The organism is Xanthomonas arboricola, assembly GCF_003353015.1.
Lineage (GTDB): Bacteria > Pseudomonadota > Gammaproteobacteria > Xanthomonadales > Xanthomonadaceae > Xanthomonas > Xanthomonas arboricola_E.
In genome coordinates this window covers 513409-537778 of sequence record NZ_QREM01000008.1, presented here as the reverse complement: position 1 = coordinate 537778, position 24370 = coordinate 513409, and the positions used below count along the sequence as shown (strand labels likewise).

18 protein-coding genes and 1 pseudogene are annotated in these 24370 nt (G+C 66.6%); 11 read left to right on the top strand and 8 right to left on the bottom strand.

What is annotated here, in order from left to right; translation table 11 throughout:
- Window positions 1-34: 34 nt before the first annotated feature.
- Complete coding sequence (locus tag C0541_RS10355; RefSeq protein ID WP_115048087.1) at window positions 35-2365, bottom strand: TonB-dependent receptor; 2331 nt, start codon at window positions 2363-2365, stop codon at window positions 35-37.
- Window positions 2366-2558: 193 nt separating this feature from the next.
- Here C0541_RS10355 and C0541_RS10350 point away from each other — a divergent pair, with 193 nt between their 5' ends.
- The 11 genes and pseudogenes from C0541_RS10350 (at window position 2559) to C0541_RS10300 (ending at window position 15396) form a co-directional block, all read left to right on the top strand.
- On the top strand, window positions 2559-4640 hold the full coding sequence (locus C0541_RS10350) for a phosphocholine-specific phospholipase C (protein WP_115048085.1): 2082 nt from the start codon (window positions 2559-2561) through the stop codon (window positions 4638-4640).
- A 297-nt stretch (window positions 4641-4937) separates the two neighbouring features.
- A complete protein-coding gene (locus C0541_RS10345) occupies window positions 4938-5582 on the top strand; it encodes a histidine phosphatase family protein (RefSeq protein ID WP_039514852.1) in 645 nt (214 codons plus the stop codon).
- Between the two features lie 64 nt (window positions 5583-5646).
- On the top strand, window positions 5647-6207 hold the full coding sequence (locus C0541_RS10340; protein ID WP_153064979.1) for a hypothetical protein: 561 nt from the start codon (window positions 5647-5649) through the stop codon (window positions 6205-6207).
- Between the two features lie 134 nt (window positions 6208-6341).
- A complete protein-coding gene (locus C0541_RS10335; RefSeq protein WP_115048219.1) occupies window positions 6342-6890 on the top strand; it encodes a hypothetical protein in 549 nt (182 codons plus the stop codon).
- A gap of 434 nt (window positions 6891-7324) precedes the next feature.
- Window positions 7325-8476 (top strand): annotated as a pseudogene (gene folC / locus C0541_RS10330) (bifunctional tetrahydrofolate synthase/dihydrofolate synthase); the annotation flags it as partial.
- 59 nt (window positions 8477-8535) lie between these two features.
- Window positions 8536-9603, top strand: a complete 1068-nt coding sequence (locus tag C0541_RS10325) for an SPOR domain-containing protein (protein ID WP_115048081.1) — start codon at window positions 8536-8538, stop codon at window positions 9601-9603.
- A gap of 224 nt (window positions 9604-9827) precedes the next feature.
- Window positions 9828-10574 carry a CvpA family protein gene (locus C0541_RS10320; RefSeq protein WP_115048080.1) on the top strand — a complete coding sequence of 249 codons (747 nt, stop codon included), beginning with the start codon at window positions 9828-9830 and terminating at the stop codon, window positions 10572-10574.
- 30 nt (window positions 10575-10604) lie between these two features.
- Window positions 10605-12071 carry an amidophosphoribosyltransferase gene (purF, locus tag C0541_RS10315; protein WP_115048078.1) on the top strand — a complete coding sequence of 489 codons (1467 nt, stop codon included), beginning with the start codon at window positions 10605-10607 and terminating at the stop codon, window positions 12069-12071.
- Between the two features lie 274 nt (window positions 12072-12345).
- Window positions 12346-13149, top strand: a complete 804-nt coding sequence (locus C0541_RS10310; protein WP_115048217.1) for a ferritin-like domain-containing protein — start codon at window positions 12346-12348, stop codon at window positions 13147-13149.
- Between the two features lie 439 nt (window positions 13150-13588).
- The gene (locus C0541_RS10305) at window positions 13589-14842 is read left to right on the top strand and encodes a zinc-dependent metalloprotease (RefSeq protein ID WP_115048076.1); all 1254 of its coding nucleotides are present in this window, start codon (window positions 13589-13591) and stop codon (window positions 14840-14842) included.
- Window positions 14843-14976: 134 nt separating this feature from the next.
- Entirely contained in the window at window positions 14977-15396 is a 420-nt protein-coding gene (locus tag C0541_RS10300; RefSeq protein ID WP_115048073.1) for a hypothetical protein, read from the top strand.
- A 263-nt stretch (window positions 15397-15659) separates the two neighbouring features.
- Here C0541_RS10300 and lpxH read toward each other — a convergent pair whose 3' ends face one another.
- The 7 genes from lpxH to phoB form a co-directional block, all read right to left on the bottom strand.
- The gene (gene lpxH, locus C0541_RS10295) at window positions 15660-16403 is read right to left on the bottom strand and encodes a UDP-2,3-diacylglucosamine diphosphatase (RefSeq protein ID WP_115048215.1); all 744 of its coding nucleotides are present in this window, start codon (window positions 16401-16403) and stop codon (window positions 15660-15662) included.
- 160 nt (window positions 16404-16563) lie between these two features.
- Window positions 16564-17106, bottom strand: a complete 543-nt coding sequence (locus C0541_RS10290; protein WP_115048070.1) for a phosphatase PAP2 family protein — start codon at window positions 17104-17106, stop codon at window positions 16564-16566.
- Window positions 17087-18223 carry a glycosyltransferase family 4 protein gene (locus tag C0541_RS10285; RefSeq protein WP_115048068.1) on the bottom strand — a complete coding sequence of 379 codons (1137 nt, stop codon included), beginning with the start codon at window positions 18221-18223 and terminating at the stop codon, window positions 17087-17089. The genes C0541_RS10290 and C0541_RS10285 overlap by 20 nt, the downstream gene beginning before the upstream one ends.
- Before the next feature lie 216 nt (window positions 18224-18439).
- Entirely contained in the window at window positions 18440-19960 is a 1521-nt protein-coding gene (gene ppx, locus C0541_RS10280; RefSeq protein WP_193725911.1) for an exopolyphosphatase, read from the bottom strand.
- Window positions 19961-20023: 63 nt separating this feature from the next.
- Complete coding sequence (ppk1, locus tag C0541_RS10275; protein ID WP_115048064.1) at window positions 20024-22126, bottom strand: polyphosphate kinase 1; 2103 nt, start codon at window positions 22124-22126, stop codon at window positions 20024-20026.
- Between the two features lie 122 nt (window positions 22127-22248).
- Window positions 22249-23577: a phosphate regulon sensor histidine kinase PhoR gene (gene phoR, locus C0541_RS10270; RefSeq protein WP_161959995.1), complete on the bottom strand. Its 1329-nt coding sequence runs from the start codon at window positions 23575-23577 to the stop codon at window positions 22249-22251.
- A gap of 77 nt (window positions 23578-23654) precedes the next feature.
- Entirely contained in the window at window positions 23655-24344 is a 690-nt protein-coding gene (gene phoB / locus C0541_RS10265) for a phosphate regulon transcriptional regulator PhoB (RefSeq protein WP_002806631.1), read from the bottom strand.
- Window positions 24345-24370 lie beyond the last annotated feature (26 nt).

Here is a 24370-nt window from a genome sequence, read left to right as displayed (position 1 = left end):
CGGATGAGGGCGCCTTGAGGTGCTACAGAGCTACTTAAAACTTCACATCCAGGCTCATGAAGTACTGCCGCGGCGCGCCGGCCACCATGGTCTGGTTGTAGCCCTGCGGATCGGAGGCCACGTAGCCATTGGTGCCGGTGCTGGCGAAATAGCGCTTGTCGGTGAGGTTGGTGATGTTGAGCGCCAACGCCACATCGGCCACTCCGCCCACGCGACCGAAGTCGTAACGCGCGCCGGCATTGAACAGCCAGTACGAGGGCACCTGCGAATCGTTGAGGAAGGTGATGTAACGCTTGTCGACATACTTGCCGTCCAGATCCAGGCGCAGGTTACCGAACTGGTAGCTGGCGCTGGAGGAGAACATCAACGCGGGGATACCGACCACGTCCTTGCCGGAGGTGGCGACCACGCCGTTGTTGAGGTAATCGTCCTGGTAGCGCGAGCGATTCCAGGACAGCGAATTCAACCAGCTCAGGCCCTCCATCGGACGCCACATCAAGGCCAGATCCGCACCGGCGCTATGCACGGCGCCGACATTGCTCAGGATCGCCGCGCAGGTCTGCACCGCGCTACACGGCGAGGTGGTCAACAAGCGGTTGGAGAACTTGGTGAAGTAGGCATCGGCCGACAGCTGGAATTGCGCATCCTGCACGCGATAACCCATCTGCACGGTCTGCGACTCTTCCGGCTCCAGCGTGGAGCGACTGCGGTCGAACGCCGCCTGCGAGGTGCCGAACGGGGTGAAGCCGAATGCGGCGATGTTCTTGCTGTAGGAGGCGTAGATGTCCTGGCGCTCGTCCAGCTTGTAGTTGACGCCAACCTGCGGCAGGAAGTTGTCTTCGGCGCGGATGCGGCCCTGTGCCAGCGCGGTGGTCGGCACCAGCGACTGCGCACGCGTGGTGGTGCTGAGCGCCTTTGCACCGTAGTTGAGGGTCAGGCGGTCGTCGAGCAGGCGCACGCTGTCCTGCAGGTACAGCATGCGGGTCTGGGTGGTGTAGCGCTGCAGGAAATCGCGGCGGAACGGCGTCTGCACTTCGTACACGTTGTACAGCGAGGTATAGCCCTCATTGCCGAGCGCGAAGTAGTTGCGCTGCTGCGTGGTACGTGCGTTTTCCGCCCACAGGCCCACTTCCAGATCGTGGTTGCCCCACGCCCATTTCAATGAGCTGGTGCCGCCGTACCGATCCAGGCCGTAGTCGGTGGTGCGCATCGACAGCGGAGCCTGCGCAGAGGTCGGCACATAGGGCGTCACCCACTGACCTTCGCCGCGATTGCCGTGGTAGTAGCCGCTGGCATCCAGGGTGGCGCTGCCGAACACGAACGTGCCCGACAACCCGGCCAGGTTGTCGCGGCGCAGGCCGCCGCCGGCGTAGTAGCTGGCGTCGAGCCAGCTGTAGTCGTCGGGCAGCCCGGCCAGCGATTGCGGATAGCCGTTGGCCACGCCGCCGGTGGCACCGGTGGTTTGATACGCACGCGCCATCTGCACCGCGGTGGCCCAATCCGGCTGCAGATAGTCGTGGTCCCAGCCCAGCGCACGTTGGCTGGTCAACGACAGGTCCATGTAGTCGTATTCCTTGCGCCGCGAGGTATCCACGAACAGGCTCAGACGGTTGCCATCGCCCCACTGGTAGACGGTCTTGAGGTTGGCCTGCTCGGACTGCTGGTCGCCGAAGCCTTTCCACTTGTCGGTGCTGGCATTGGCGTAGGACAGATACGCCGACAGGCCATTACGGTCGCCGGTGTCGCCACGCACGAAGGTGCGCCGCGTGGCATCGCTGCCGACCGTCTGCACCAGGCGCAGGCCGGGCGTGGTCTGCGGGTCGGCCGAGTAGAACTGCATGGTGCCGCCGAGGTTGGTGTTGGACGCCGTCCCGAGCGCACCGGCGCCTTGCGCGATCTCCACCGAGCCGAGGTTCTCCGAAATGATGGCGCGGGTGATGTGCAGGCCGTTGGTGACGCCGTAGCTCATGTTGCCGAGCGGAATGCCATCGAGCGTATAGCCCAGCCGGCTCTGGTCGAATCCGTGCAGGGTGACCTGCGTGGACCACTCGTAGGTGCCGAACGGATCGGCCGACTGGAACTGCACGCCCGGCAGTTTTTCCACCGCCTTGAAGGCGCTGCTGCCCGGTGTCAGCTGCTCGATGTCCTGGCGGCTGATGCGCTGGACCTGGCGGGTACTGCCTTGCGACACCACATTGATCGCATCCAGCTGGGTGGCACCGGTGGCGGCGTCGGCAACAGCTGCCGGTGAATCTGCAACGGCTACCGGATCGGCGACCGGTGTGGCGGCAGATGCGATGACCGGAAGCAGCGCGGCCAGGGCAAGCGCCAGCGGAGTGACATGGAAACGGCGAGCGGAAGTCATGGGGAATCCTGTTCGGGCACGGCTGAGGGTGACGCACGGTGCAAGACCGGCGTTTCGCGACGCAGGGTGTCAAGGGCTCATGAAACATTGATGACGGCAGCTGTCGCAAAACTGTCGTGCTTGCCCGCTATACGTGTCCTACCCGGCCGCGGTGCGCGGCGATGTACACGTATTTCTCGCAGGTCCCGTAGCCATGACGTCTTCCCCCTCACGCCGCGATTTCCTCAAGCGCGTCGCCGCACTGACCGCCGCCGGCGCCCTGCCGTCCTCGATCGGTCGCGCACTTGCGTTGCCGGCCAACTCGCGCACCGGCACGCTGCGCGACATCGAACACGTGGTGATCCTGATGCAGGAGAATCGCTCGTTCGATCATTACTTCGGCGCGTTGCGTGGCGTGCGTGGCTTCGGCGATCCGCGCCCGTTGCAGCTGCGCGATGGCCACCCGGTCTGGAGCCAGCCGGCCGCCGATGGGCGCCGCCTGCTGCCGTTCGCCTTCGATTCGCAAAACACCTCCGCGCCGTTGATCAAGAGCCTGGATCATTCGTGGAAAGCCGGCCACGGCCAGGACCCGGCGCGCTGGGCCGAGTACGACGCCTGGGTGCCGTACAAGGGCGAATTGACGATGGGCTATTTCCAGCGTCACGACATCCCGTACTACCACGCACTGGCCGATGCGTTCACCATTTGCGATGGCTATTTCTGTTCGTTGCACGGGCCGACCAATCCCAATCGCATGTACCTGTTCACCGGCACCAGCGGCACCAGCGTGGGCAATCTCGGCGCGCAGGCGGTGACCAATGCCGACGACGGCAACTGGACCGCCGACATGGCGCGCGACAAGCCCGGTTATGCGGCAATGGGCTGGACCACCTACGCGCAGCGCCTGCAGGCCGCAGGCGTGGACTGGCGCGTGTACCAGGAGTACGACAACTTCGGCTGCAACTCGCTGGCGTATTTTTCGCACTACCGCGATCTGCACCCCGACGACGAGCGCTATCGACGCGCGCGTGCCTGCGTGCCCGGTTCCACCGCCGACAACGCCGCCACCACGCAGGCCGAGCATCTCATCGCCGCGATCGCCGCCGACGTGCAGGCCGACCGCTTGCCGCAGGTGTCCTGGATCGTGCCGCCCACCGCGTACTGCGAACATCCGGAAGCGCCGCCGGCCTATGGCGAATCGCTGGTGGCGCGCCTGATCGATGCGCTCACCGCCAACCCGCAGGTGTGGGCCAAGACCGCCTTGATCATCAACTACGACGAGAACGACGGCTTCTTCGATCACGTGCCCGCAGCGTTGCCGGCGCTGGATGCGCGCATGGGGCGCAGCAACGTCGAGACGCGCGGGGAGGTCTACGCGGGTGTGCCGATGGGCCTGGGCATCCGCGTGCCGATGCTGGTGATCTCGCCCTGGACGCGCGGTGGCTGGGTCAACTCGCAGGTGTTCGATCACACCTCGGTGCTGCGCCTTCTGGAACGCCGCTTCGGGGTGGCCGAACCCAACATCAGCCCGTGGCGCCGGGCGGTCAGTGGCGATCTGACCAGCGTGTTCGATTTCCGCAGGCCGGACGATTCGGCCGTGAGCGCGTTGCCGTCGGTCGATGACTACCGCGCGCGCACCGCCGCGGTGCGCGACAAGCCGCTGCCGGTGCCGCCGACCAAGGCCAGCATGCCGCGACAGGAACCTGGCCAACGTCCGGCACGCGCGTTGCCGTACGCCTTGCAGGTGCATGCGCGCGTGCAGGGCGACGGTGGCGTGCAGCTGCAGTTCGTCAACAGCGGCGCTGCGGCGGCCGCGTTCAATGTCTACACCAGCGCTGCAAGCGGCGGCCCGTGGTACTACACCGTGTTGCCCGGCACCCAGCTGGACGATGTGCCGGTCGGCGCTGCGCACAACGGTGCTTATGCGCTGAGCGTGCATGGGCCCAATGGCTTCCTGCGCGAATTCGCCGGCGACCTCGCTGCGGCCGGGACGCAATCGGCTGCGCCATGGTTGGAGGCGCGGCAGGACGGCGAGGCGCTGGTCCTGGAGATCGGCAACGCCGGACGGCAGCCATGCACGCTGCAGCTGCGCGCGCTGGACTACGCAGACCCGACCGCGCGCTCGCTGCACCTGGCCGCAGGGCAGCGCCAGACCGTGCGTCTGGCGCTTGCTGCCAGCGATCACTGGTACGACGTGGTGCTGGAACAACCGGGCGCTGCATTCCGCCGCCGCCTGGCCGGGCATCTGGAAACCGGCAGGCCCAGCCGCAGCGATCCGGCCTTCGGGCGCGCCTGACCGGTGCCGGAGTTCGCGAGCGCTGGACGGGCAGGGCGGGCTGGTTGGCCAGGCCTTGATGGCAAGCGGACATCGGTGAGCGGCAGCTGGATCTTCGTTCCGGCGATGACCCGCGTGATCGCCGTGGAACGCCGGTCGTTGCACTGGGGCATGACAGAGGTCACCCCCTCGCACCACCGCTGCCGCAGCAACCCGGCCTGCGCCGACGCGGGCGGCCGGCACCGCAGCGGGAGGGGTTATCATGCGCTCCCGTTTCGCTGCGGCGAGCCGGCCCCTCCCCCAAGGAATCTCTCGCGCATGCGCATCCTGCTTGCCCGTCACGGCGAGACGCCGTGGAACGCCGAAGGCCGCTACCAGGGCCAGATCGATATCCCGCTGTCGCCGGTCGGCGAAGGCCAGGCGGCCGCGCTCGGCGCGCGTCTGCAGTCGTTGGAGATCACCCGCGCGGTGGCGTCGCCGCTGTCGCGTGCACAGGCCACCGCCAGGCTGGCGCTGGGCAGTAATCGTGAAAGCCTGCTGCAGACCGATGCAGACCTGCAGGAAATCGCCCACGGCGAATGGGAAGGCCTGCTGGCCAGCGAGATCAACGACAAGGATCCGGCACGTCTGCGCGCCTGGCGCGACGAGCCCGATACCGTGCTGATGCCCGGCGGCGAATCCCTGCGCCAGGTGCTGGACCGCAGCTGGCGTGGCCTGGCGCGTGCGGCCGACGGCCTGGGCGCGGCCGACACCTTGCTGGTGGTCGCGCACGATGCGGTCAACCGGGTGATCCTGTGCAAGATCCTGGGCCTGCCGCTGTCCCGGCTGTGGACCTTCCGCCAGGCGCCGACCACGCTCAACCTGCTCGAAGGCGAGGACGTGGATCACCTGGAAGTGGTGCGGCTCAACGACTGCGCGCACCACACGCCGTTCTTTGGCGAAGCCAAGCATCGGGCGCTTTAGCAACACCAGGGTCAGTATGTTGCTCAAGGATGGCGGCTAAGTCACTTACTCCGGTGTCTCAAGCATGAGAGATTTTGATAATCGTTTTCGTGTTTTATTACTGTTTGTGACGCCGGTGGCGTTGCTTTTCCTCGCTAATTCTTTCAAGTTCCTTCCGCCGGCCAACGCCTTGATCGACCTCACCCTCGTGGTGTTCGGTTTCACTGCGTTAGCCCTGTTTGGCGCGCTGCTCTGGGCCAATGCCAGTGGCAGGCTCCAGCGTCAGTTGCAGCGAATCGGTATCGAACGCTGTATCTTTCGCTGGCTGATGTCCACGATGGTGATCGGGCTGGTGGTATGGGCGCTGGTCGTCAGGATTGTGCCGTGGGCATGGACCGAGGCATTCGGCAGCATGTATTCGGAACAAGTGCTCATACGCCCTGCGCATAAAAGCATGATGTGCCCTTACGGGCTCATGATCTACCCATTGCCTCATGGCGCACCAACGCGGCTTTGCACACGCGAGCACGATTTGATGAGCTTCCCAAATGGCGCGTTGAGTGTGGTCATTCAAGGCAAACGCTCATCTTTGGGTTCCACGGTGCACGGTTACTTTATCGTCGCACCGCAGGCAACGGCACCTTAGCCATGGCGACGTGCTGCCTGTATTTGCGCTGCGTGCGATGAATTCGTCACTTTTTATCGCGGATGAAGTTAAGGCTTGGCTATCATTGCGCTTTATTTGGCGCGCGGTCCAACGAGAAACTTGGGGGTGGTCCAGTGAAATCAAAGCTGTTTGCCTTGATGAAGGTGGCCTCTGTACTTCTTGTGATGGGCCTGATTCTGCTTGGCTTATTTGTCGATTTTGCCCCGTCAGAGTTCATGCAAGGACGCTATTTGAAATGGCCATTTTTGATGGTCGGTATCGTGCTAACGGTATTGCTGCGCAAGCACAATCGGCGTCTTGGTCGACCAACAGATATCGAGGGGCAGGGACGCATTGCAAATGTCTTTATGTTCTTAGGGACACCAGTAATGCTGGGTTTCTTAACTTGGCTGCTGCTCGCAAAAACGGTGCCTTGGTTGCTGACCTTGGCCGTTGGTAGGTCGTTTGAAGAAGCGTACGTCATGCAAACGTACTCTCAACCGAGCCGGCAATCTTGCGAGTATCGGTTGCGCGGTGGACCGATCGAGCATGCGTTTCCGGATTACCTCTGCATCAGTGAAAGCCTGTATCGTCGATATCCCGAGCAACGGATCGCAGTGACATTGAAAGGGCGGCGTTCAGTGCTGGGTTCACAGATAGCTGAGATCTACGGGCCGCAGTAAAGCACTCAGTGCTATCCTTCATGCGCGCCGCTGCTTACTGGTTCGGTCCACGCCCCAATACCCGGTCGATGGCAGAGAGTAGACGTCAATGCCTACGATTCAGGAATGAAGTTCCGGCTCTATTGGTCCAAGACTTCATCAAGCGTGATAATGCTTGTCGCACGCAAGATTTCAGGTAGCAAGTGACAATCCCCGCCACCCTCTCCGACTGGCTCGCCTACATCGAGCAACAGCATCCGCAGAACATCGCCATGGGCCTGGAGCGCGTGCGCGAGGTGGCGGCACGTCTGCAGCTTGCAGCGCCTGCCAGGCACGTCATCGTCGTCGGCGGCACCAATGGCAAGGGGTCCACCGTGGCCTTTATCGAGGCGATCGGCCGCGCCGCTGGGTGGAAGGTGGGGTCCTACACCTCGCCGCATCTGTCTCTTATACACATCNGCGGCACCAATGGCAAGGGGTCCACCGTGGCCTTTATCGAGGCGATCGGCCGCGCCGCTGGGTGGAAGGTGGGGTCCTACACCTCGCCGCATCTGCTGCGCTACAACGAGCGCGTGCGCATCGACGGCAACGAGGTCGGCGATGCGCAACTGGTGGACGCCTTTGCCGCCGTCGAAGCGGCGCGCGGCCAGACCGCGCTGACCTATTTCGAGTACGGCACGCTGGCGGCGCTGTGGCTGCTGCAGCGCTCCGCGCTGGACCTGGCGGTGCTGGAAATCGGCCTGGGCGGGCGCCTGGATGCAGTCAATATCGTCGACTCGGATGTCGCGGTGATCACCACCGTGGATATCGACCATACCGATTGGCTGGGCGAAGACCGCGAAGCGATCGGCGCCGAGAAGGCCGGCATCCTCCGCGCCTGGAAGCCGGTGGTGCTGGGCGAAATCGACCCGCCATCGAGCGTACTGCGGCGTGCCTACCAGCTGGGCGCCAACGCGATCCGCGCCGGCAGCGATTACTTCTTCGAGCCGATCGAGGCGCAGCATCCGGAGGTGCCGCAGTGGCGCTGGCGCGATGTCGCGGTGACGCTGGAGCTGCCGATGCCGGCCCTGCACGCGCCGGTGCAGCTGGCCAACGCCGCTGCGGCCATTGCCGCGCTGCAGGCCTTGCCGGTGGAGCTTCCGCAGGCCGCCTGGGCGCAGGGGATTGCCCATGCCCAGGTGGTCGGACGGCTGCAGCGCGTTGACATCGATGGCGTGCAGGTGCTGCTGGATGTCGGCCACAATCCGCAGGCCGCGCGCGCGCTGGCCGATGCACTGGGCGCGCAGGCGCACGGCGGCAGCACGCATGCCATCTACGCCGCCCTGGCCGACAAGGATGCGCTGGGCGTGGTGGAGGCGTTGGGCGCGCAGGTCGACCACTGGACCCTGGCCGGGCTGGACGGCGCGCGTGGACAGTCGGCGCAGGCCTTGCAGGCCCGTCTGCAAGGCAGTGCGGCAGCGCAGGCGGTATGTCACGGCGACGTGGCGGGCGCATTGGCCGCAGTGCTGGCGCAGGCCGCCCCCGGTGATCGGGTGCTGGTGTTCGGCTCGTTTCATACCGTTGCCGACGCGCTAAACGCACTTCGTTCAGTCCACCCGGGGCGGTAGCCCGGCTGCGGCCTTATAATCGCCGCGGCACCCCGCCACGCCGCCTTTCGTCTCTCTACGTGGATACTGCTCTGAAACAGCGACTGATTGGCGCCATCGTTCTGGTGGCGCTTGCCGTGATCTTCCTGCCGATGCTGGTCAAGGGCCCCGCGCCGTCGAGCGGTGTGGCCGACGTGCCGCTGGAGGCACCTGCCGCGCCGGCCAATGGCGAGTTCGAGACCCGCGAATTGCCGCTGGTCACCCCGGGCGATGCGCCGGCCGGTGGCGCGCTGGGCATGCGCGGTGCCGCCACCGCGCCGGCCGCGGTGCAGGACAACCCCGATGCAGCCGATCTGGCCAACCCGGCCAGTACGCCGTCGGCACCCGAGGTGGCGGCCGGCAACTACGCAGTCAACTTCGGCGCCTACGCCACCAGCGCCGATGCCGACGCGGTGCTGGCGCGGCTCAAGCAGGCGCAGCTGCCCGGCTTCAGCGAAAAGACCCAGATCAACGGCCGCCCGGCCTGGCGTGTGCGTGTGGGGCCGTATGTCGACCAGGCCCAGGCCGAAGCGGCGCGCCTGCAGGCGGTGAAGGTACGCAGCGACGTCAACGCCCAGGTGGTGACGCTGGATGCCAATGCCGCCGCGCCAGCGCCGGCCGCCAGTACGCCGACGCCCGCGACGGCCGCCAAGCCGAACAGCAGCGTGGCCGCCGCCGGCACGACCGCCCCGACCAGGACCGAAAGCCTGCCGCCGGAGCCGGCCAAGCCGGTCGCCACCGCGCCCAAGCCGGCCGAAGCGCCCAAGCCTGCCCCGGCCAAGCCGGAGGTGGCGAAAACCGAACCGGCCAAGCCCGAGCCGGCCAAGCCGGTCGTCGCGGCGCCCACCGCGCCGGCAGCACCTGCAGCCAGTTCGGTCGGCTTTGCGGTGCAGCTGGGCGCCTTCGGCCGCGCCGAAGACGCCGACGCCTTGCGCGACCGCGTGCGCGCTGCTGGCTTCAGCGCTTTCGTCGAACAGGTGCGTACCGACAAGGGCGCGCTCAACCGCGTGCGCGTCGGCCCGGTTGCCAACCGCGGCGATGCCGAACAGCTGCGCGCGCAGGTGGCGGCCAAGGTCGGCATTTCCGGCATGGTGCGTCCGCATCCGTAAGCCACTGCGCCGCCATCGGGCGGGCGCGGTGCGTGCCGGAGACCGGCACGCCGGGCGATTCGCTGCGCGCGGTGCGGCGCATCCGCAGCACGCCTGGTCGCCGCTTGCGTGACGGTGCCAGCGGCGAGCGGATGTCCTGATCGCCTTACACCCAGGGAAGGGAGCGCAATGAACACCGAGCCAGGTTGGACCAGCGGCGTGCGCGCCGTGCGGAGAAGTGGGCAATGATCGACATGGTGCTGGGCGTCATCATCCTGGTGTCGGCCCTGTTGGGCTTGCTGCGCGGGTTTGTCGCCATCGTGGTCGGCACGCTGTCGTGGTTGCTGGCCGGCTGGGCAACGTTCCAGTTCGGCGGCCCGGCCGCGCGCTGGATCGCCGATGGCAGGCATCCGTCGGCCACCGAGTCGTTCGGCGGCTACGCGATGGTATTCGTCGGCGTGCTGATCACCGTGGCGGTGATCGGCATGGTGATCCGCGCCGGCGTGGACGCGGTGCGGCTGGGCGGGATGGACCGCATGCTCGGGTTCGGTCTGGGCCTGGTGCGCGGCGGCTTCCTGGCCAGCGTGCTGGTGCTGCTGATGAGCTTCACGCCGTTGCCGCGCGAGCCGGCCTGGCGCCAGTCGATGCTGATGCCGATGCTGTCGCCGGGCGCGAGCTGGATGCGGGCGCAACTGCCGGCCTGGCGGATGCCGTCGATGGACATGCCATCGATGGAACTCGGCAACCTGCCAACGGAGTTGGGGAAGTTGCCCTCGGCAGGCGATAATACGGACCTGGGCAAGGCGCTGTCCGGGTCCGGTCTGAGCGACACCATCACGCGTGCGCTCGGGCAACCCGGCAAAGCTGCCAGCGACGGACGCGATCCGACGCAGGCGATGCCGGCCAATATCGATCCGGCGCAGGTTCGCGGCGGAGAAAGCGACCCGGCCCGGGTCGAGTCCCAAGGCCAGGCACGGCCCCCTTCACAGTAACGGCGCAAGCCGTAGCGGAGAACGCGCACCATGTGTGGCATCGTCGGTATTGTCGGCAACCAGAACGTCGCCGGGCAGCTCTATGACGGGCTGACCGTCCTGCAGCATCGTGGGCAGGACGCCGCAGGCATCGCCACCGCAGACGGCACGCGCCTGCGCGTGCAAAAGGCCAACGGGCTGGTGCGCGATGTCTTCGACGAAAAGAAGATGGCGGTGCTGGAAGGCCGCGTCGGCATCGCGCATTGCCGCTATCCGACCGCAGGCTCGGAAGGCATGGACGAGGCGCAGCCGTTTTACGTCAACTCGCCCTACGGCATCGCGCTGGCGCACAACGGCAACCTGATCAACACCGAATCCCTGCGCCAGCAGGTGTTCGAGGCCGACCGCCGCAACATCAACACCGATTCGGACAGCGAAGTGCTGTTGAACGTGTTCGCCTACGAGCTGGACGCGCAGCGCATGCTCACCCCCGAGGCGGCGATCCGCGCGGTGGCCGGCGTGCACCGTCGCTGCAAGGGTGGCTATGCGGTGGTCAGCGTGGTGCTGGGCCTGGGCCTGGTGGCGTTCCGCGACCCGCACGGCATCCGTCCGCTGGTGCTGGGCAAGCGCGAGCACGCCGAAGGCACCGAATACATCGTCTCCTCCGAATCGGCCGCGCTGGACATCCTCGGCTACCAGCGCGTGCGCGACCTGCGCCCCGGCGAGGCGATGGTGATCACCGCGCGCGGCGAGCTGTTTTCGGAAGTCTGCGCGGCGCCGACCGTCAATGCGCCGTGCATCTTCGAGTATGTGTACTTCGCGCGCCCGGATTCGATGATCGACAACATCTCGGTGCACAAGGCGCGCATGCGCATGGGCCTGAAGCTGGGCGAGAAGATCCTGCGCCTGCGCCCGGACCATGATATCGACACCATCATCCCGATCCCGGACACCTCGCGCGATGTGGCGCTGGAAATGTCCAACGTGCTCGGGGTGAAGTACCGCGAGGGCTTCGTCAAGAATCGCTACGTGGGCCGGACCTTCATCATGCCGGGGCAGGGCGAGCGGCAGAAATCGGTGCGTCGCAAGCTCAATCCGATCCACCTGGAATTCCGCAACCGCGTGGTGCTGCTGGTCGACGATTCGATCGTGCGCGGCACCACCAGCCGGCAGATCGTGCAGATGGCGCGCGATGCCGGTGCACGCAAGGTGTACCTGGCCTCGGCCGCGCCGCCGGTGCGTTACCCCAATATCTACGGCATCGACATGCCGGCGGCCGAAGAGCTGATCGCGCATGGCCGCAGCGAGCTGGAAATCCAGGAATTCCTCGGTTGCGACTGGCTGATCTACCAGGATCTGGAAGACCTGGAAGTGGCGGTGCGCGAAGGCAATCCGGACATCCAGCAGTTCGATTCCTCGTGCTTCAACGGCGAGTACATCACCGGCATCGAGCCGGGCTATTTCGAACGCATCCAGCAACTGCGCTCGGACGATGCCAAGAAGCGTCGCCGCGCGTGAGGGTCTGCGCTAGCGCTGCAGGGCGGCGCTCCCCAGGCGTGGCATAGCGTCCCTGTGCCATGCGGATCAGCTGCGCGGAGATCGCGTCAGCTGGATGCAGTCGGGCGCGACATGGCGTGCGCTGCGGTGGTTCGGCAGTGTCGCTGGCCGCTGTGGATGTGCGCAGACCGAACATGCGATGGCGGCGTCGGGGTAGCGATCGCTGCAGCGTGAAGTGGCAACTGTCGGGGTCGTCGATCCTGCGGTTTATCGCAACGACGGAGTGATGGACACGATGGATCTTCTGCAAGCCGCACATGCCTGCCTGCAGGCGGCCGATCCGCTGGAGAAGGTCGCACTGACGCAGCGGCATGCGGCCGCGTTCCGCGCCGGCACCTTGCCGCTGCCATCGCCGCAGGCGGCGCCAGCGCAGCCGATCCGCATGCCGGGCCGGCCTGCCAGGCCGGTGCTGGTGCATCCGCGGCAGGTGCCGCGGCGTGGGCTGGGCAGCCTGGAAGGGCGCGCCGCCTTTATCCACGCCATCGCGCATATCGAGCTCAACGCCATCGATCTGGCCTGGGATGCGGTGTATCGCTTCCGTGGGTTGCCGGCTGCGTTCTATGCCGACTGGGTTGGCGTGGCCGATGACGAATCGCGCCACTTCATGCTGCTGCGCGCGCGGTTGCACGCACACGACCACGACTACGGCGACTTCGCCGCGCACAACGGCCTGTGGGAAATGTGCGAGAAAACCGCGCACGATGGCCTGGCGCGCATGGCGCTGGTGCCGCGCGTGCTGGAAGCGCGCGGGCTGGATGTGACGCCGGCGATGATCGTCAAACTGCGTTCGCTCGGCGATACCGCCACTGCCGAGGTGCTGGAGACCATCCTGCGCGAGGAAGTGGCGCACGTGGCGGCCGGCTCGCGCTGGTACCGCTGGTATTGCGCGCAGGCCGGCATCGAGCCGCGCGCGCGCTTCAAGGCGCTGCTGCACGAGTACGCCGGCGGTTACCTGCATGGGCCGTTCAATCTGCAGGCACGGCTGCTTGCCGGCTTCGACGAGGACGAACTGGCCGATCTGGTGGAGCAGGCCGGCTGAGCAGCCGGTGGTGGAGGCGTGGGCCGTAGTTGCACGCTCGCTCGAGCGACGCCTGCGGGCAGATCGCGTCGGCCCGTACCGATGCCACGCTGCCGAGGCGCGCCCGCCGCAGCGCGCGCATGCAGCACTGCATGCGCAACGAGCGCAACGGCCGCATCGATGCGCGCCGCCGTCGGTCATCCCGACAGTCACCCGCACTCGATGGCGCCGGATGCCGCAGGCGGCCTGCGCTGCAACGCGGCTCGACGACCGGACTGTGCGCTGCGTCCTTCCATGCAGCCGCCGGAATCGCATCCATTCAACGCTAGACATCACAAAAACGTAATTTTCTTTTGTAACAACTTGCAATCCATACAGCGCGGCGCGCCTTAATGGCGTCCCGGGGGCAGGGGCCCGGTGTTTCACATCCGTTACTTCCATGTCTAAGGAGAGAGAGACGATGAAGTCGAAGTCGATGTGCACCACGGTGGGTCTGATCGCCATGTGCCTGGCCGGTTCGGCCGCCGCTGCCGGCAAGCCGCTGTATCAATCCGGCCCGGCGTTGAGCCGCAGCGCGGCCGCCACCGCCACTGCCGAGCCCTCGTTGCAGCGCCTGCTCAGCGCACCGTCCACCGCCAACGCGCAGGTCGTCCAGCTCGACGCCGGTGCGGTGACCGCCGCGGAGAAGCTGCTGGAGCTGCAACTGGACGGCCAGGCCATCACCGCCACCCAGGCCAAGGTCGATGCCCTGGAGGGCGGCGATAGCGTGTGGTACGGCAACCTCGGCCCGCGTGCCGGGACCCGCGCACGCACGCTGTCGGGGGTGGATCCGCTGAACTCGGCCATCCTGGTGCGCAGCGGCGACACCGTCACCGGGACCATCCGCTACGCCGGCAAGCTGTATCGGCTGCGCCCGCTCGCCGATGGCCGCCACGTGCTGGTGCAGGTGGAGGAAAGCCGCCTGCCGCAGGAGCACCCGGCCGAATACAGCCTGTTGCCGAAGATCGACATGCCCAGCGACGGGCGCGTCACCGCGGCCGCCGCATCGTCGGGCAGCCCGGCGACCATCCGCGTGCTGGTGGTGGCCACCAATCAGGCGGTGACTGCCTACGGCGGCAACATGCAGTCGCTGGTGCAACTGGCAGTGGCCGAGGCCAACCAGGGCTACATCAACAGCAACGTCGGCATCACCCTGCAACTGGCGCGTTACGAGACCACCAGCTACAGCGAAACCGGCAATTTCACCACCGACCTGCAGCGCTTCCGCGTGACCAACGACGGTTACATGGACAGCATCCACACCAGCCGCAACACCTACAGCGCCGATGTGGGCGTGATCGTGTTGAACAACAGCAGCTACTGCGGCCTGGCATCGGGAATCGGTTCTACCGCCGCGACCGCGTTCGCCTCGGTGTACTGGGATTGCGCCACCGGCTATTACAGCTTCGCGCATGAAATCGGCCATCTGCAGAGCGCCCGTCACGACGCCACCAACGACCCGAGCACCTCGCCGTATGCCTACGGGCACGGTTACCGCTACGGCAACAGCTGGCGCACCATCATGGCCTACGACTGCAGCAGCGGCTGCCCGCGCCTGAACTACTGGTCCAACCCCAACATCAGCTACAACGGCGTGCCGATGGGCAATGCCAGCACCGCCGACAATCAGCGCGTGCTGGTCAATACCAAGGCCACCATCGCCGGCTTCCGCTGAGGACCACGCGTCGCGTTCCGCTGACGGCCCGGCACCGCAGGTGCCGGGCCTTTGCCACTACACGCAGGCGCAGTGATCGCGCAGACTGGAGGCACTGCCGGTTGTCGCCGGCGTGTCCTGCGGAGCGGAGCACCATGTCCAAGTCCCTGCGTTACGCGGCGCTGTGCCTGGCCGCGCTGGCAATTGCCGGCTGCAAACAGCAACCTGCCGACCCAGCCCCTGCGCCCCCCAAACCGGCCGTGTCCGCGCCGCCCGCGCCGACTGGCAACGATGCCCGCGCCCGCGCGCTGCATGTGCTGGAAACCCGGCTGCAGGGTGACCATTTCTATCCGGACAACTGCATCAGCATCATCGCCGAAGACGATGCTGCGTCGCCGCCGGATGCATTCGAATTCGCAGTCCGCGAGCGCCATGGCAACGAGTGCCCCGGCGACCCGCAGACCAGCCCGGTGCGCGATCGTTTCCGCGTGCAGGCCGATGGCACGGTGCTCTGGTACGACGTGGTCAACGCCGACTTCGTCGACTATGCCGAGCATGCGCGCAGCATGCAGTGATGCCTTGGGATGCTGCATGGACTGTGCGGCTGGATAGACGGCATGCTGGTTCGCGGTCGCGGTCGCGGTCGCGGGTTTGGCGACAGCGCGTCAACGCGTCCAGCTGCGTGGGTGAGCCGCGTGCCAAGCGCGCAGGCCCGGTGTCGAAACCACGGCGCGCACCTGCAGACCGTGCGGCCGATGTCCATCGCGGCAGCGCGCTTGCACCGTGGTTCCGGCCGAGCGACCTGCGCCCGGCTACTGGCCAGCTGCGGTCAGCGACGTCAAAGCGGCAGCTGCTCCAGCGACACGCCATCGGCATCCACGTGCAGTACCGAGCCTTGTTCATACCAGTCGCCCAGCACGATGCGTGTGCAGGTCTGGCCACCGGCCTGCAGGGTGTGGATCGCAGGGCGATGGGTATGGCCATGGATCAGACGGTCCAGGCCATACCGCACGAAGGTGGTTTCCACCTCGGCCGGGGTGACATCGGTGACGGTCTCGAAGCGCGACTGGTCGCCTTGCTTGAGTTCTGCATGACGCGCCTGGCTGGCCGCGCGTGCCTGCTGCGCGAAGGCGACCCGCGCGGCCAGCGGCTGCGCCAGGAACTGCGCCTGGAAGACCGGATCGCGCGTCTGTGCACGGAACGCCTGGTAGGCGGTGTCGTCGGTACACAGCAGGTCGCCATGCATCAGCAAGGTTGGGTGCCCGTATAGATCGACCACCGTGGGATCGGGCAGGATGCGGAAGCCGGCACGTTGCGCGTATGCCTTGCCCACCAGGAAGTCGCGATTGCCCGGCATGAAGAACACCGGCACGCCGCTGTCGGCCACTGCATGCAGCGCCACGGCCACCGCATCGGCAGCGGTCGATGGCGTGTCATCGCCGATCCAGGCTTCGAACAGATCGCCCAGGATGTAGAGCGCGTCGCTGCCCGGCACCTGCGTGCGCAGGAAGTCCAGAAACAGCGCGGTGATCGCCGGCCGGGCCGGATCCAGGTGCAGGTCGGAAATGAACAGGGTCGTCATGGCGCCATTGTACGGCGGCAGCACGGGACGGGAGTCGGGAATCGGGAATCGGGAATCGGTGGAGCGTTGCATCGCCGAGCGCGTGCCGGGCGAACGGCCGGCTGCGCGACGAGGGGCATCGGCTTGGTCATGCAAGCGCGGCGATGGCAGATCTCACGCTTTAGCCGAGCAGCACCGGAAATGCCCATAGCGACAGGCTGGCCAGCACCACGCCGATCGCCGTGGCAGCCAGCACATCGCTGGGATAGTGCAGGCCCAGTACCACGCGCGACAGCGCCACGCCGGCCGAAAACGGCACCAGCAGGGGGGCAAGCCACGGGTAGTAGGCCACCGCCACGATGCTGAAGGACACCGCATGCAAGGTGTGGCCGGACGGAAAACTGAACTCGTCCAGCGGCGCCACCCAGGCGCGGATGCGCACATCGGCCGCATACGGGCGTGGCCGACGCGTCCAGCGCTTGAGCGACTTGTACAAGCTCAGCGCGAGCACGCCGGTGGCGGCCATGTGCGCAGAAGCGCGCACGCCGTCCATGCCGTCGGCCAGCACCAGCAAGCCCATCAGGCTGTACCAGAACACCCCGTCGCCAAGCCGGCTGATGGTCGCAAATGCACGCCGCACCGGGTGGCGCCGGCACCAGTGATTGGCGCGCCGGCACCAGCGCGCTTCGTGACCGCGCAGGAGCTCAAGCCGCGTTGCCGACATAACGTCCCCGTGCCGCAGTGATGCCGACCAGCAAGGCCTCGAAGTCGGACACCACGTTGTCCGGATGCAGTTTCTTCATCGCCTGTGCGGCCGCAGCCCCCAGGCGCTGGCGCAGCGCATCGTCCTCGGTCAGCGCGACGGCGGCCTGGATGAACGCCTCGTCGGTCTCCACCGCCATCCCGCTGTGGCCGCTGCGCAGATACTCGCGCGCGGCGCCGTAATCGAAGGCCACCGTGGCCACACCGCTGGCCATCGCCTCCAGGGTCACGTTGCCGAAGGTCTCGCTGCGGCTGGGGAACAGGAACAGATCGCCGCTGGCGAAGTGGCGTGCCAACGCCGCGCCGCGCTGGATGCCGCAGAAGAGGAAGTCCGGATTTTCGTGCGCGATCTTCTCGCGTGCCGGGCCATCGCCGACCCAGACGAAGCGCGCCTTCGGGCGGATCTGCTGCAACTTGCGGAAGGCGCGGATCGCCAACGGCAGATTCTTCTCGTTGGCGATGCGTCCGACGTAGATCGCGGCAAAGCCTTCGCCTTCGATGCCCCATTCGGCACGCAGGGCCGGATCGCGCCGGGCCGGATCGAACTGCTGGCTGTCCACCGCGCGTGCCAGCAACTGCACCCGCTCGAAGCCGCCGTCGCGCAGGAACTGCTGCAGCTCGCGCGTGGGTACCAGGGTGGCCTCGGCCTGGTTATGGAAGCGGCGCATCCAGCGCAACGCGGTGCCCTGCAGCCAGGCGGCACCGTAATCGGGCAGGTACTCGTCGAACCGTGTATGGAAGCCGGTGGCGACCGGGATGCCGAGCCGGCGTGCCGCACGCATCGCCGACCAGCCCAGCGGGCCTTCCGTGGCCACATAGACCGCATCCGGTTGCGTGATCTGCCAATGACGCACCAGGCGTTGTGTTGCCGGCAGCCCGAACTTCAGTCCCGGATAGCGCGGCAGCGATGCGCCGCGCACCAGCAGGGCCGTGGCCGCATCCGTATCGCCGCTCTGCCGTGGACGTACCAGGTCCACCTGGTGTCCGCGTGCGCGCAGGCCGGTTTCCAGCCCGTGCACGGTCAGCGCAACACCGTTGACTTCGGGGGGGTAGGTTTCGGTAACGATCGCGTAGCGCATGCCCGTTCTCCGGTTTTCGCTAGCTTCCGGGAGGGCGATGGCATGGATGTTGCGCGTACAAGTCGCGGCGGTGACAAGTGCGACGGGATTAGGAATTCGGGATTGGAGATTCGCAAAAGCGGTCTTCGCGCATCTGGGCGAGTACGCAATACATCACGTGCCGCGGTCAACGAATCCCGAATCCCGAATCCCGAATCCCGCCTGAGGCCGCAGGCCTCAGGTCACAAACGGTTTGAACGCGATCCCCAGCCCGGCCATGCTTTCGACTTCGCCGATCAGGTCGGCGCGCAGCAGCGGGCGCGAATCGATCCAGCTTTGCGACAGGATCAGCGACAGGCGTGCGTCGTCGGCGGTGAGTTCCAGGGTCGGAATCGGGTCGGATTCGTGCGCGCGATGCAGCAGCACCGCCAGCCGCAGCAGTGCGGCCTTGCGTCGGGTTGGCAGCAGCAACCGATCCGGCAGGGCCTCGAACGCGGTCTTGGGCACATTGCGCCGATGCGTGCGCACCAGCGATGCCAGCACCTGCTGCTCCTGCCGCGAGAAGCCGGCAATATCGGAGTGCTCCAGGATGTAGCTGCCGTGCACGTGATACTGGCTGTGCGCGATGATCAGCCCCAGCTCGTGCAGGCGGGCGGCGCGGCGTAGCACCTGTGCGTCGTCGCCATCCAGCTGCCAGGAATCACAGACCTGGTCGAACAGGCGGCAGGCCGTGGCCTCCACGCGCTGCGCCTGCACTTCGTCGATGCCGTAACGCTGCACCAGCGAGGCCACCGAGCTGTCGCGCGGGTCGTTTTCGCCGCCGCGGCCGAGCATGTCGTAGAGGATGCCTTCGCGCATGGCCGCCTTGCTGACCATCAGCTTCTCCAGCCCCAGGGCCTGGAACGCCGCTTCCAGCACCAGAATGCCGCCGGCGATGATCGGCCGGCGTTCGGCAGCCAGGCCGGGCAACTGGATGTCCTCGATACGCTTGGCCTTGAGCAGTTCGTCGCGCAGCGCCGGCAGCGCCTCGGCAGTGATCGCACCCTTGGTGAGCTTCATCGCCGCACAGATCTCGCCGATGGCCTTGTGCGTGCCGGACGAACCGATCGCCTCGTGCCAGCCCAGCGCCTTGTACTGATTGGCGAACTGCTGGAACTCGGCGCCGATCTCGGTCAGCGCATCCTTCCATTTCTTCTTCGACAGCTTGCCGCCGGGAAAGAAGCGCCGCGTGCTGGCGATGCAGCCGGCCTGCAGGGACTCGCGTTCCAGGGTCTGGAACCCGCGGCCGATGATGAACTCGGTCGAGCCGCCGCCGATGTCGATCACCAGCCGGCGTTGATCGGGTTTGGGCGGTTGCGCATGCGCAACGCCGAGATAGATCAGGCGTGCTTCCTCACGTCCGCTGACCACTTCGATCGCATGCCCGAGCGCGGTTTCGGCCGGCATCAGAAACGCCTGCGGCGAGCGCAGCTGGCGCACCGTGTTGGTGGCCAGCGCGCGCACGCGCAACGACGGCACTTCGCGGATGCGCTGGCCGAAACGTGCCAGACATTCGAGCGCGCGCTGGCGCGCTTCGTTGGAAATGCCACCCTTGCCATCCAGGCCGTCGGCCATGCGCACGGTTTCGCGCAGGCGATCGACCACACGCAGCTGACCCATCAGGTAGCGCGCAATGACCATGTGGAAGCTGTTGGACCCTAGGTCGATGGCGGCAAGGAAATCGCCATCGCGCAGGGGCGGGATCGTGGGGGAGGGCATTGGCATGGGCGCATGGTAGCCGATGGGCCGTTGGCCCCGTGAGGGGCCGCGCCCGCGCCACTTTCAGATCCGCTCGAGCAAGGTCATCTGCGCCGAATGTGCCGGCTCGCCAGGGCCGGGGACGCGCTTGTGATAGACGCCTTCGGCATCCAGTTCCCAGGCGTTGACGTTGTCGTCCAGGTAGTTCTGCAGCACTTCGCGGTAGACGCGCCTGGCCAGATCCGGATCCAGGATCGGGAAGCAGGTCTCCACGCGCCGCAGCAGGTTGCGTTCCAGCCAGTCGGCGCTGGCGCAGTACAGCTCTGCCGCGCCATCGTTGCCGAACCAGTACACGCGGCTATGTTCCAGGAAGCGCCCCACGATCGAGCGCACGCGGATATTGTCGGACACGCCGGGCACGCCCGGCCGCAGCGTGCAGGCGCCGCGCACGATCAGGTCGATCTGCACGCCGGCCTGCGAGGCGGTATACAGCGCGCGCACGACCTGCGGCTCGTTGAGGGCATTCATCTTGGCGATGATGCGGCCCGGGCGGCCGTTGCGGGCCAGCCGCGTCTCGCGCTCGATCCGCTTCAACACGCCGGCGTGCAGGGTGAAGGGCGACTGCAGCAACTGTTCCAGCTTCATGCGCGGGGCCAGCCCGGACAATTGCTGGAACAGCATGTGCACATCGTTGCCGATTTCCACGTCCGCGGTGATCAGGCTGATGTCGGTATACAGGCGCGCGGTGCCGCTGTGGTAATTGCCTGTGCCCAGGTGCACATAGCGTTTGAGCTTGCGTCCCTCGCGGCGCACGATCAGCAGCATCTTGGCGTGCGTCTTGAAGCCGACCACGCCGTACACCACCTGCACGCCGGCTTCCTGCAGCTTGTCGGCCAGGCCCAGGTTGGCCTCTTCGTCGAAGCGCGCGCGCAGCTCGACCACCACGGTGACATCCTTGCCGTTGCGCGCGGCCAGGATCAGTGCATCGACGATCAACGAGTCCTTGCCGGTGCGGTACAGCGTCTGCTTGATCGCCAGCACGTTCGGGTCGACCGCGGCCTGACGGATCACGTCCAGCACCGCAGTGAACGCATCGAAGGGGTGGTGCAGCAACACATCGCCCTTGCTGACGATCTCGAAGATGCCGTCGTTGTCGCGCAGGGTGCGCGGATTGAATACCGGATACTTGAGTTCTGGGCGCTGCACCAGATCGTAGACCTGGGTGACACGGCTCAGATTGACCGGCCCGACGATGCGGTACACCGCGTTCTCGTTCAGGCCGAAGTTCTGCAGCAAGGTGCGCATGATCGGCGCCGGGCAGTCGTGGGCGATTTCCAGGCGCACCGCCGGGCGATAGCCGCGCGTGACCAGCTCGTCGCGCAACGCCAGCGCCAGGTTCTCGACTTCTTCCTCGTCCACCACCAGTTCGGAATTGCGGGTGACCCGGAACTGATACGAGCCCTTGACCTGCATGCCCGGGAACAGCTCGTCGACGAACTCGGACAGCACCGAGGACAGGAACACGAAGCTCTGCGTGCCCTGCGGCGACAGGCTCGCCGGCAGCTGGATGATGCGCGGCAACGAGCGCGGTGCACGCACGATGGCCAGATGGCCGGCGCGCCCGAATGCGTCCTGCCCCTCCAGCACCACCACGATGTTCAAGGTCTTGTTGAGGATCTTCGGAAACGGATGCGCCGGATCCAGTCCCAACGGCGACAGCACCGGCATGATCTCGTTGCGGAAGTACGCCCGCAGCCAGCGCTTCTGACGTGCCGTCCAGACGGTGCGGCTGAGCACGGCCACGCCGGCATCTTCCATCGCCGGACGCAGCACTTCATTCCACGCGTGGTACTGCTGTTCGACCAGCTTGGCGGCGCGGTCGTGCACTGCGTTGAGGATGGCGGTGGGGCTCAGGCCATCGGGCGCCGGCGGCAGGCCGAACTCCTGCGCATGCCGCACGGTGGCCGCACGGATCTCGAAGAATTCATCCAGGTTGGTGCAGGAAATGCACAGGAAACGCAGCCGCTCCAGCAATGGCACCTGCTCGTCCAACGCCTGCGCCAGCACCCGGAAATTGAAGTCCAGCTGCGACAGTTCCCGGTTGATGTACAGCGCCGGATCGCGCAGCGGATCGGTGGCGATGTCCTCGGAAGGTGTGACGTCGTGCAGTTCTTTGGCGTGGCCCATTGGAATCGGTCATCAAGACGGAGATGGTGTGCGGCGTACGGCGCGCCAGGTGCAGCGCGGGCAATGCGGCGCCTCCTGCGCGCGCGCATCGCACCGCGTTGCGCGTGCGCACCTCCTACATATCACGCCGAACGTGACAGTGGCAGGGATTGATCGCGCTGCACGACGCGTGCAGCGACAAAATGGCATGAGAATTCGCTGCCGCGTCCGACTTCGCTTTCAATGTCCAGACGCGCCTGGTGCAATCCCAGGATGTGCTTGACGATCGACAGCCCCAGCCCGGTGCCGCCGCTCTCGCGCGAGCGGCTGCTGGACACGCGATAGAAGCGCTCGGTGATGCGCGGCAGGTGCGAGGCGGGAATGCCGTAGCCGGTGTCGCGTACCGCCAGGGCCGCGCCATCGCCTTCGCGCACGAAGCGGATCGTCACCGTACCGCCGCCGGGTGTGTAGCGCACTGCGTTGGTGACCAGGTTGGAGAAGGCGCTATGCAGTTCCTTGTTGGAGCCGAGCAGGTCCACGCCGGCCTCGTCGAACACGTCCACCGTGTGGCGGCCCTGGCTGTGCGCTTCGGCCTCGCGACGCAGCGTCGACAGCATCGGCGCCATCGCCACGTGTTCCTCGCCGAGTTCCTCCTGCGATTCCAGCCGCGACAGCGTCAGCAGATCCTCGACCAGCTGCGCCATGCGCTGCGACTGCTTGCGCATCTCGGCCAGCATCGGGCCGGCGTCGGGAAAGTCTTCCGGGTCGAGCATGTCCAGGTAGCCATGCACCACCGTCAGCGGCGTACGCAACTCGTGCGAGACATTGGCCACGAAGTCGCGGCGCACCTGCTCCAGCCGCAGCAGCTTGCTGACATCGCGCGCCACCAGCAGCCAGTAGTCGTCGGAGTAGGGGATCAGGCGCAGGTTCAGGCGCAGGTCCGGATCCACCGGCGAGGCGGCGTCGAGCATGGGTTCGGCATTGCGGCCGGCCGCCAGCCAGTGCGCCAGCGGCAACGGCTGCAGCCGCTCCACCACCGACACGCCCATGTCGCCCGGGTGATGCAGGCCGAGCAGGCCGCCGGCGGCCCGGTTGAACCACTGCACGCGCTGGCTGTTGCGATCCACCACCACCACCGCATCCGGCAGCGCCTGTGCGGCGGCGCGGTAGGTCCGCAGCATCTCGATCAGGCGACGCTTGCGCCCGCGCATCTCGGCCTGGCTGCGATACAGCAGGCGGTCCAGTTCGTTCCAGGCCCCGATCCCGGCGGCCGGTTCGGCACGCTGGCGGGCGGTCAGCCGCCGCAGCACCTGGCGCAGCCGCCAGTAATGCCAGGCCAGCACCCCCAGCGCGGTCAGCGTCAGCGCCATCCACACATGCTCGATCAGCACGCCGACCAGCACGGCAGCGCCCAGCAACAGCGCGAGGGTGCCGAGCGTCTTGAGCCAGGCGGAACGGATATGTCGAGGCATGGAAGGCGTTACCACCGAGCGTCAGATGGGCGTGCGAGCCGGGCGGCCTGCGTGGCCGACCGGCTGTGCGGCAACCACTAGGTTGCCGAAGAGAAACGGTAGCCCGAGCCACGCACGGTCTGCACCATGTTTTCCAGCCCGAACGGTTCCAGCGTCTTGCGCAGGCGGCGGATATGCACGTCGATGGTGCGCTCTTCCACGTACACGCTGCCGCCCCAGACATGATCCAGCAGCTGGGTGCGCGTGTACACGCGCTCGGGGTGTGTCATGAAAAAGTGCAGCAGGCGGTATTCGGTGGGGCCGATCGGCACCGGCGCGTCGCCGGCAAACACCCGGTGCGCGGCGCCGTCGATGCGCAGGCGGCCCACGGCCACGCTGCCGTCTTCGTCGTCCTCGCGGGTGCGGCGCATCACCGCACGGATGCGTGCCAGCAACTCGCGCGCCGAGAATGGCTTGACCACGTAATCGTCGACCCCGGCTTCCAGGCCACCGACGCGGTCGTTCTCTTCGCCGCGCGCGGTCAGCATGATGATCGGAATCTCGCGGGTCAGCTGTTCCTTGCGCCAGCGCCGCGCCAGATCCAGCCCGCTGGTGCCCGGCAACATCCAGTCCAGCAGGATCAGGTCGGGCACGCGGTCGGCGATGGCGGTCTGCGCCTCGCGGGCATCGCCGGCATGGATGGGTTCGAACTCGCCTTTGCGCAGCGCGAACGCCACCATGTCGCGAATCGCGGGTTCGTCATCGACGATCAGAATGCGTTTTTGCACGCGGGGCTTACCGTCTGGCTTTGGTG

Coding starts and splice junctions, on each gene's coding strand:
- purF (WP_115048078.1), top strand. CDS start 10,605: ATGTGTGGCATCGTCGGTATTGTCGGCAACCAGAACGTCGCCGGGCAG.
- C0541_RS10340 (WP_153064979.1), top strand. CDS start 5,647: ATGAGAGATTTTGATAATCGTTTTCGTGTTTTATTACTGTTTGTGACG.
- phoR (WP_161959995.1), bottom strand. CDS start 23,577: ATGCCTCGACATATCCGTTCCGCCTGGCTCAAGACGCTCGGCACCCTC.
- C0541_RS10345 (WP_039514852.1), top strand. CDS start 4,938: ATGCGCATCCTGCTTGCCCGTCACGGCGAGACGCCGTGGAACGCCGAA.
- lpxH (WP_115048215.1), bottom strand. CDS start 16,403: ATGACGACCCTGTTCATTTCCGACCTGCACCTGGATCCGGCCCGGCCG.
- ppx (WP_193725911.1), bottom strand. CDS start 19,960: ATGCCCTCCCCCACGATCCCGCCCCTGCGCGATGGCGATTTCCTTGCC.
- C0541_RS10285 (WP_115048068.1), bottom strand. CDS start 18,223: ATGCGCTACGCGATCGTTACCGAAACCTACCCCCCCGAAGTCAACGGT.
- C0541_RS10300 (WP_115048073.1), top strand. CDS start 14,977: ATGTCCAAGTCCCTGCGTTACGCGGCGCTGTGCCTGGCCGCGCTGGCA.
- C0541_RS10320 (WP_115048080.1), top strand. CDS start 9,828: ATGATCGACATGGTGCTGGGCGTCATCATCCTGGTGTCGGCCCTGTTG.
- C0541_RS10290 (WP_115048070.1), bottom strand. CDS start 17,106: ATGTCGGCAACGCGGCTTGAGCTCCTGCGCGGTCACGAAGCGCGCTGG.
- C0541_RS10355 (WP_115048087.1), bottom strand. CDS start 2,365: ATGACTTCCGCTCGCCGTTTCCATGTCACTCCGCTGGCGCTTGCCCTG.
- C0541_RS10310 (WP_115048217.1), top strand. CDS start 12,346: ATGGATCTTCTGCAAGCCGCACATGCCTGCCTGCAGGCGGCCGATCCG.
- ppk1 (WP_115048064.1), bottom strand. CDS start 22,126: ATGGGCCACGCCAAAGAACTGCACGACGTCACACCTTCCGAGGACATC.
- C0541_RS10350 (WP_115048085.1), top strand. CDS start 2,559: ATGACGTCTTCCCCCTCACGCCGCGATTTCCTCAAGCGCGTCGCCGCA.
- C0541_RS10305 (WP_115048076.1), top strand. CDS start 13,589: ATGAAGTCGAAGTCGATGTGCACCACGGTGGGTCTGATCGCCATGTGC.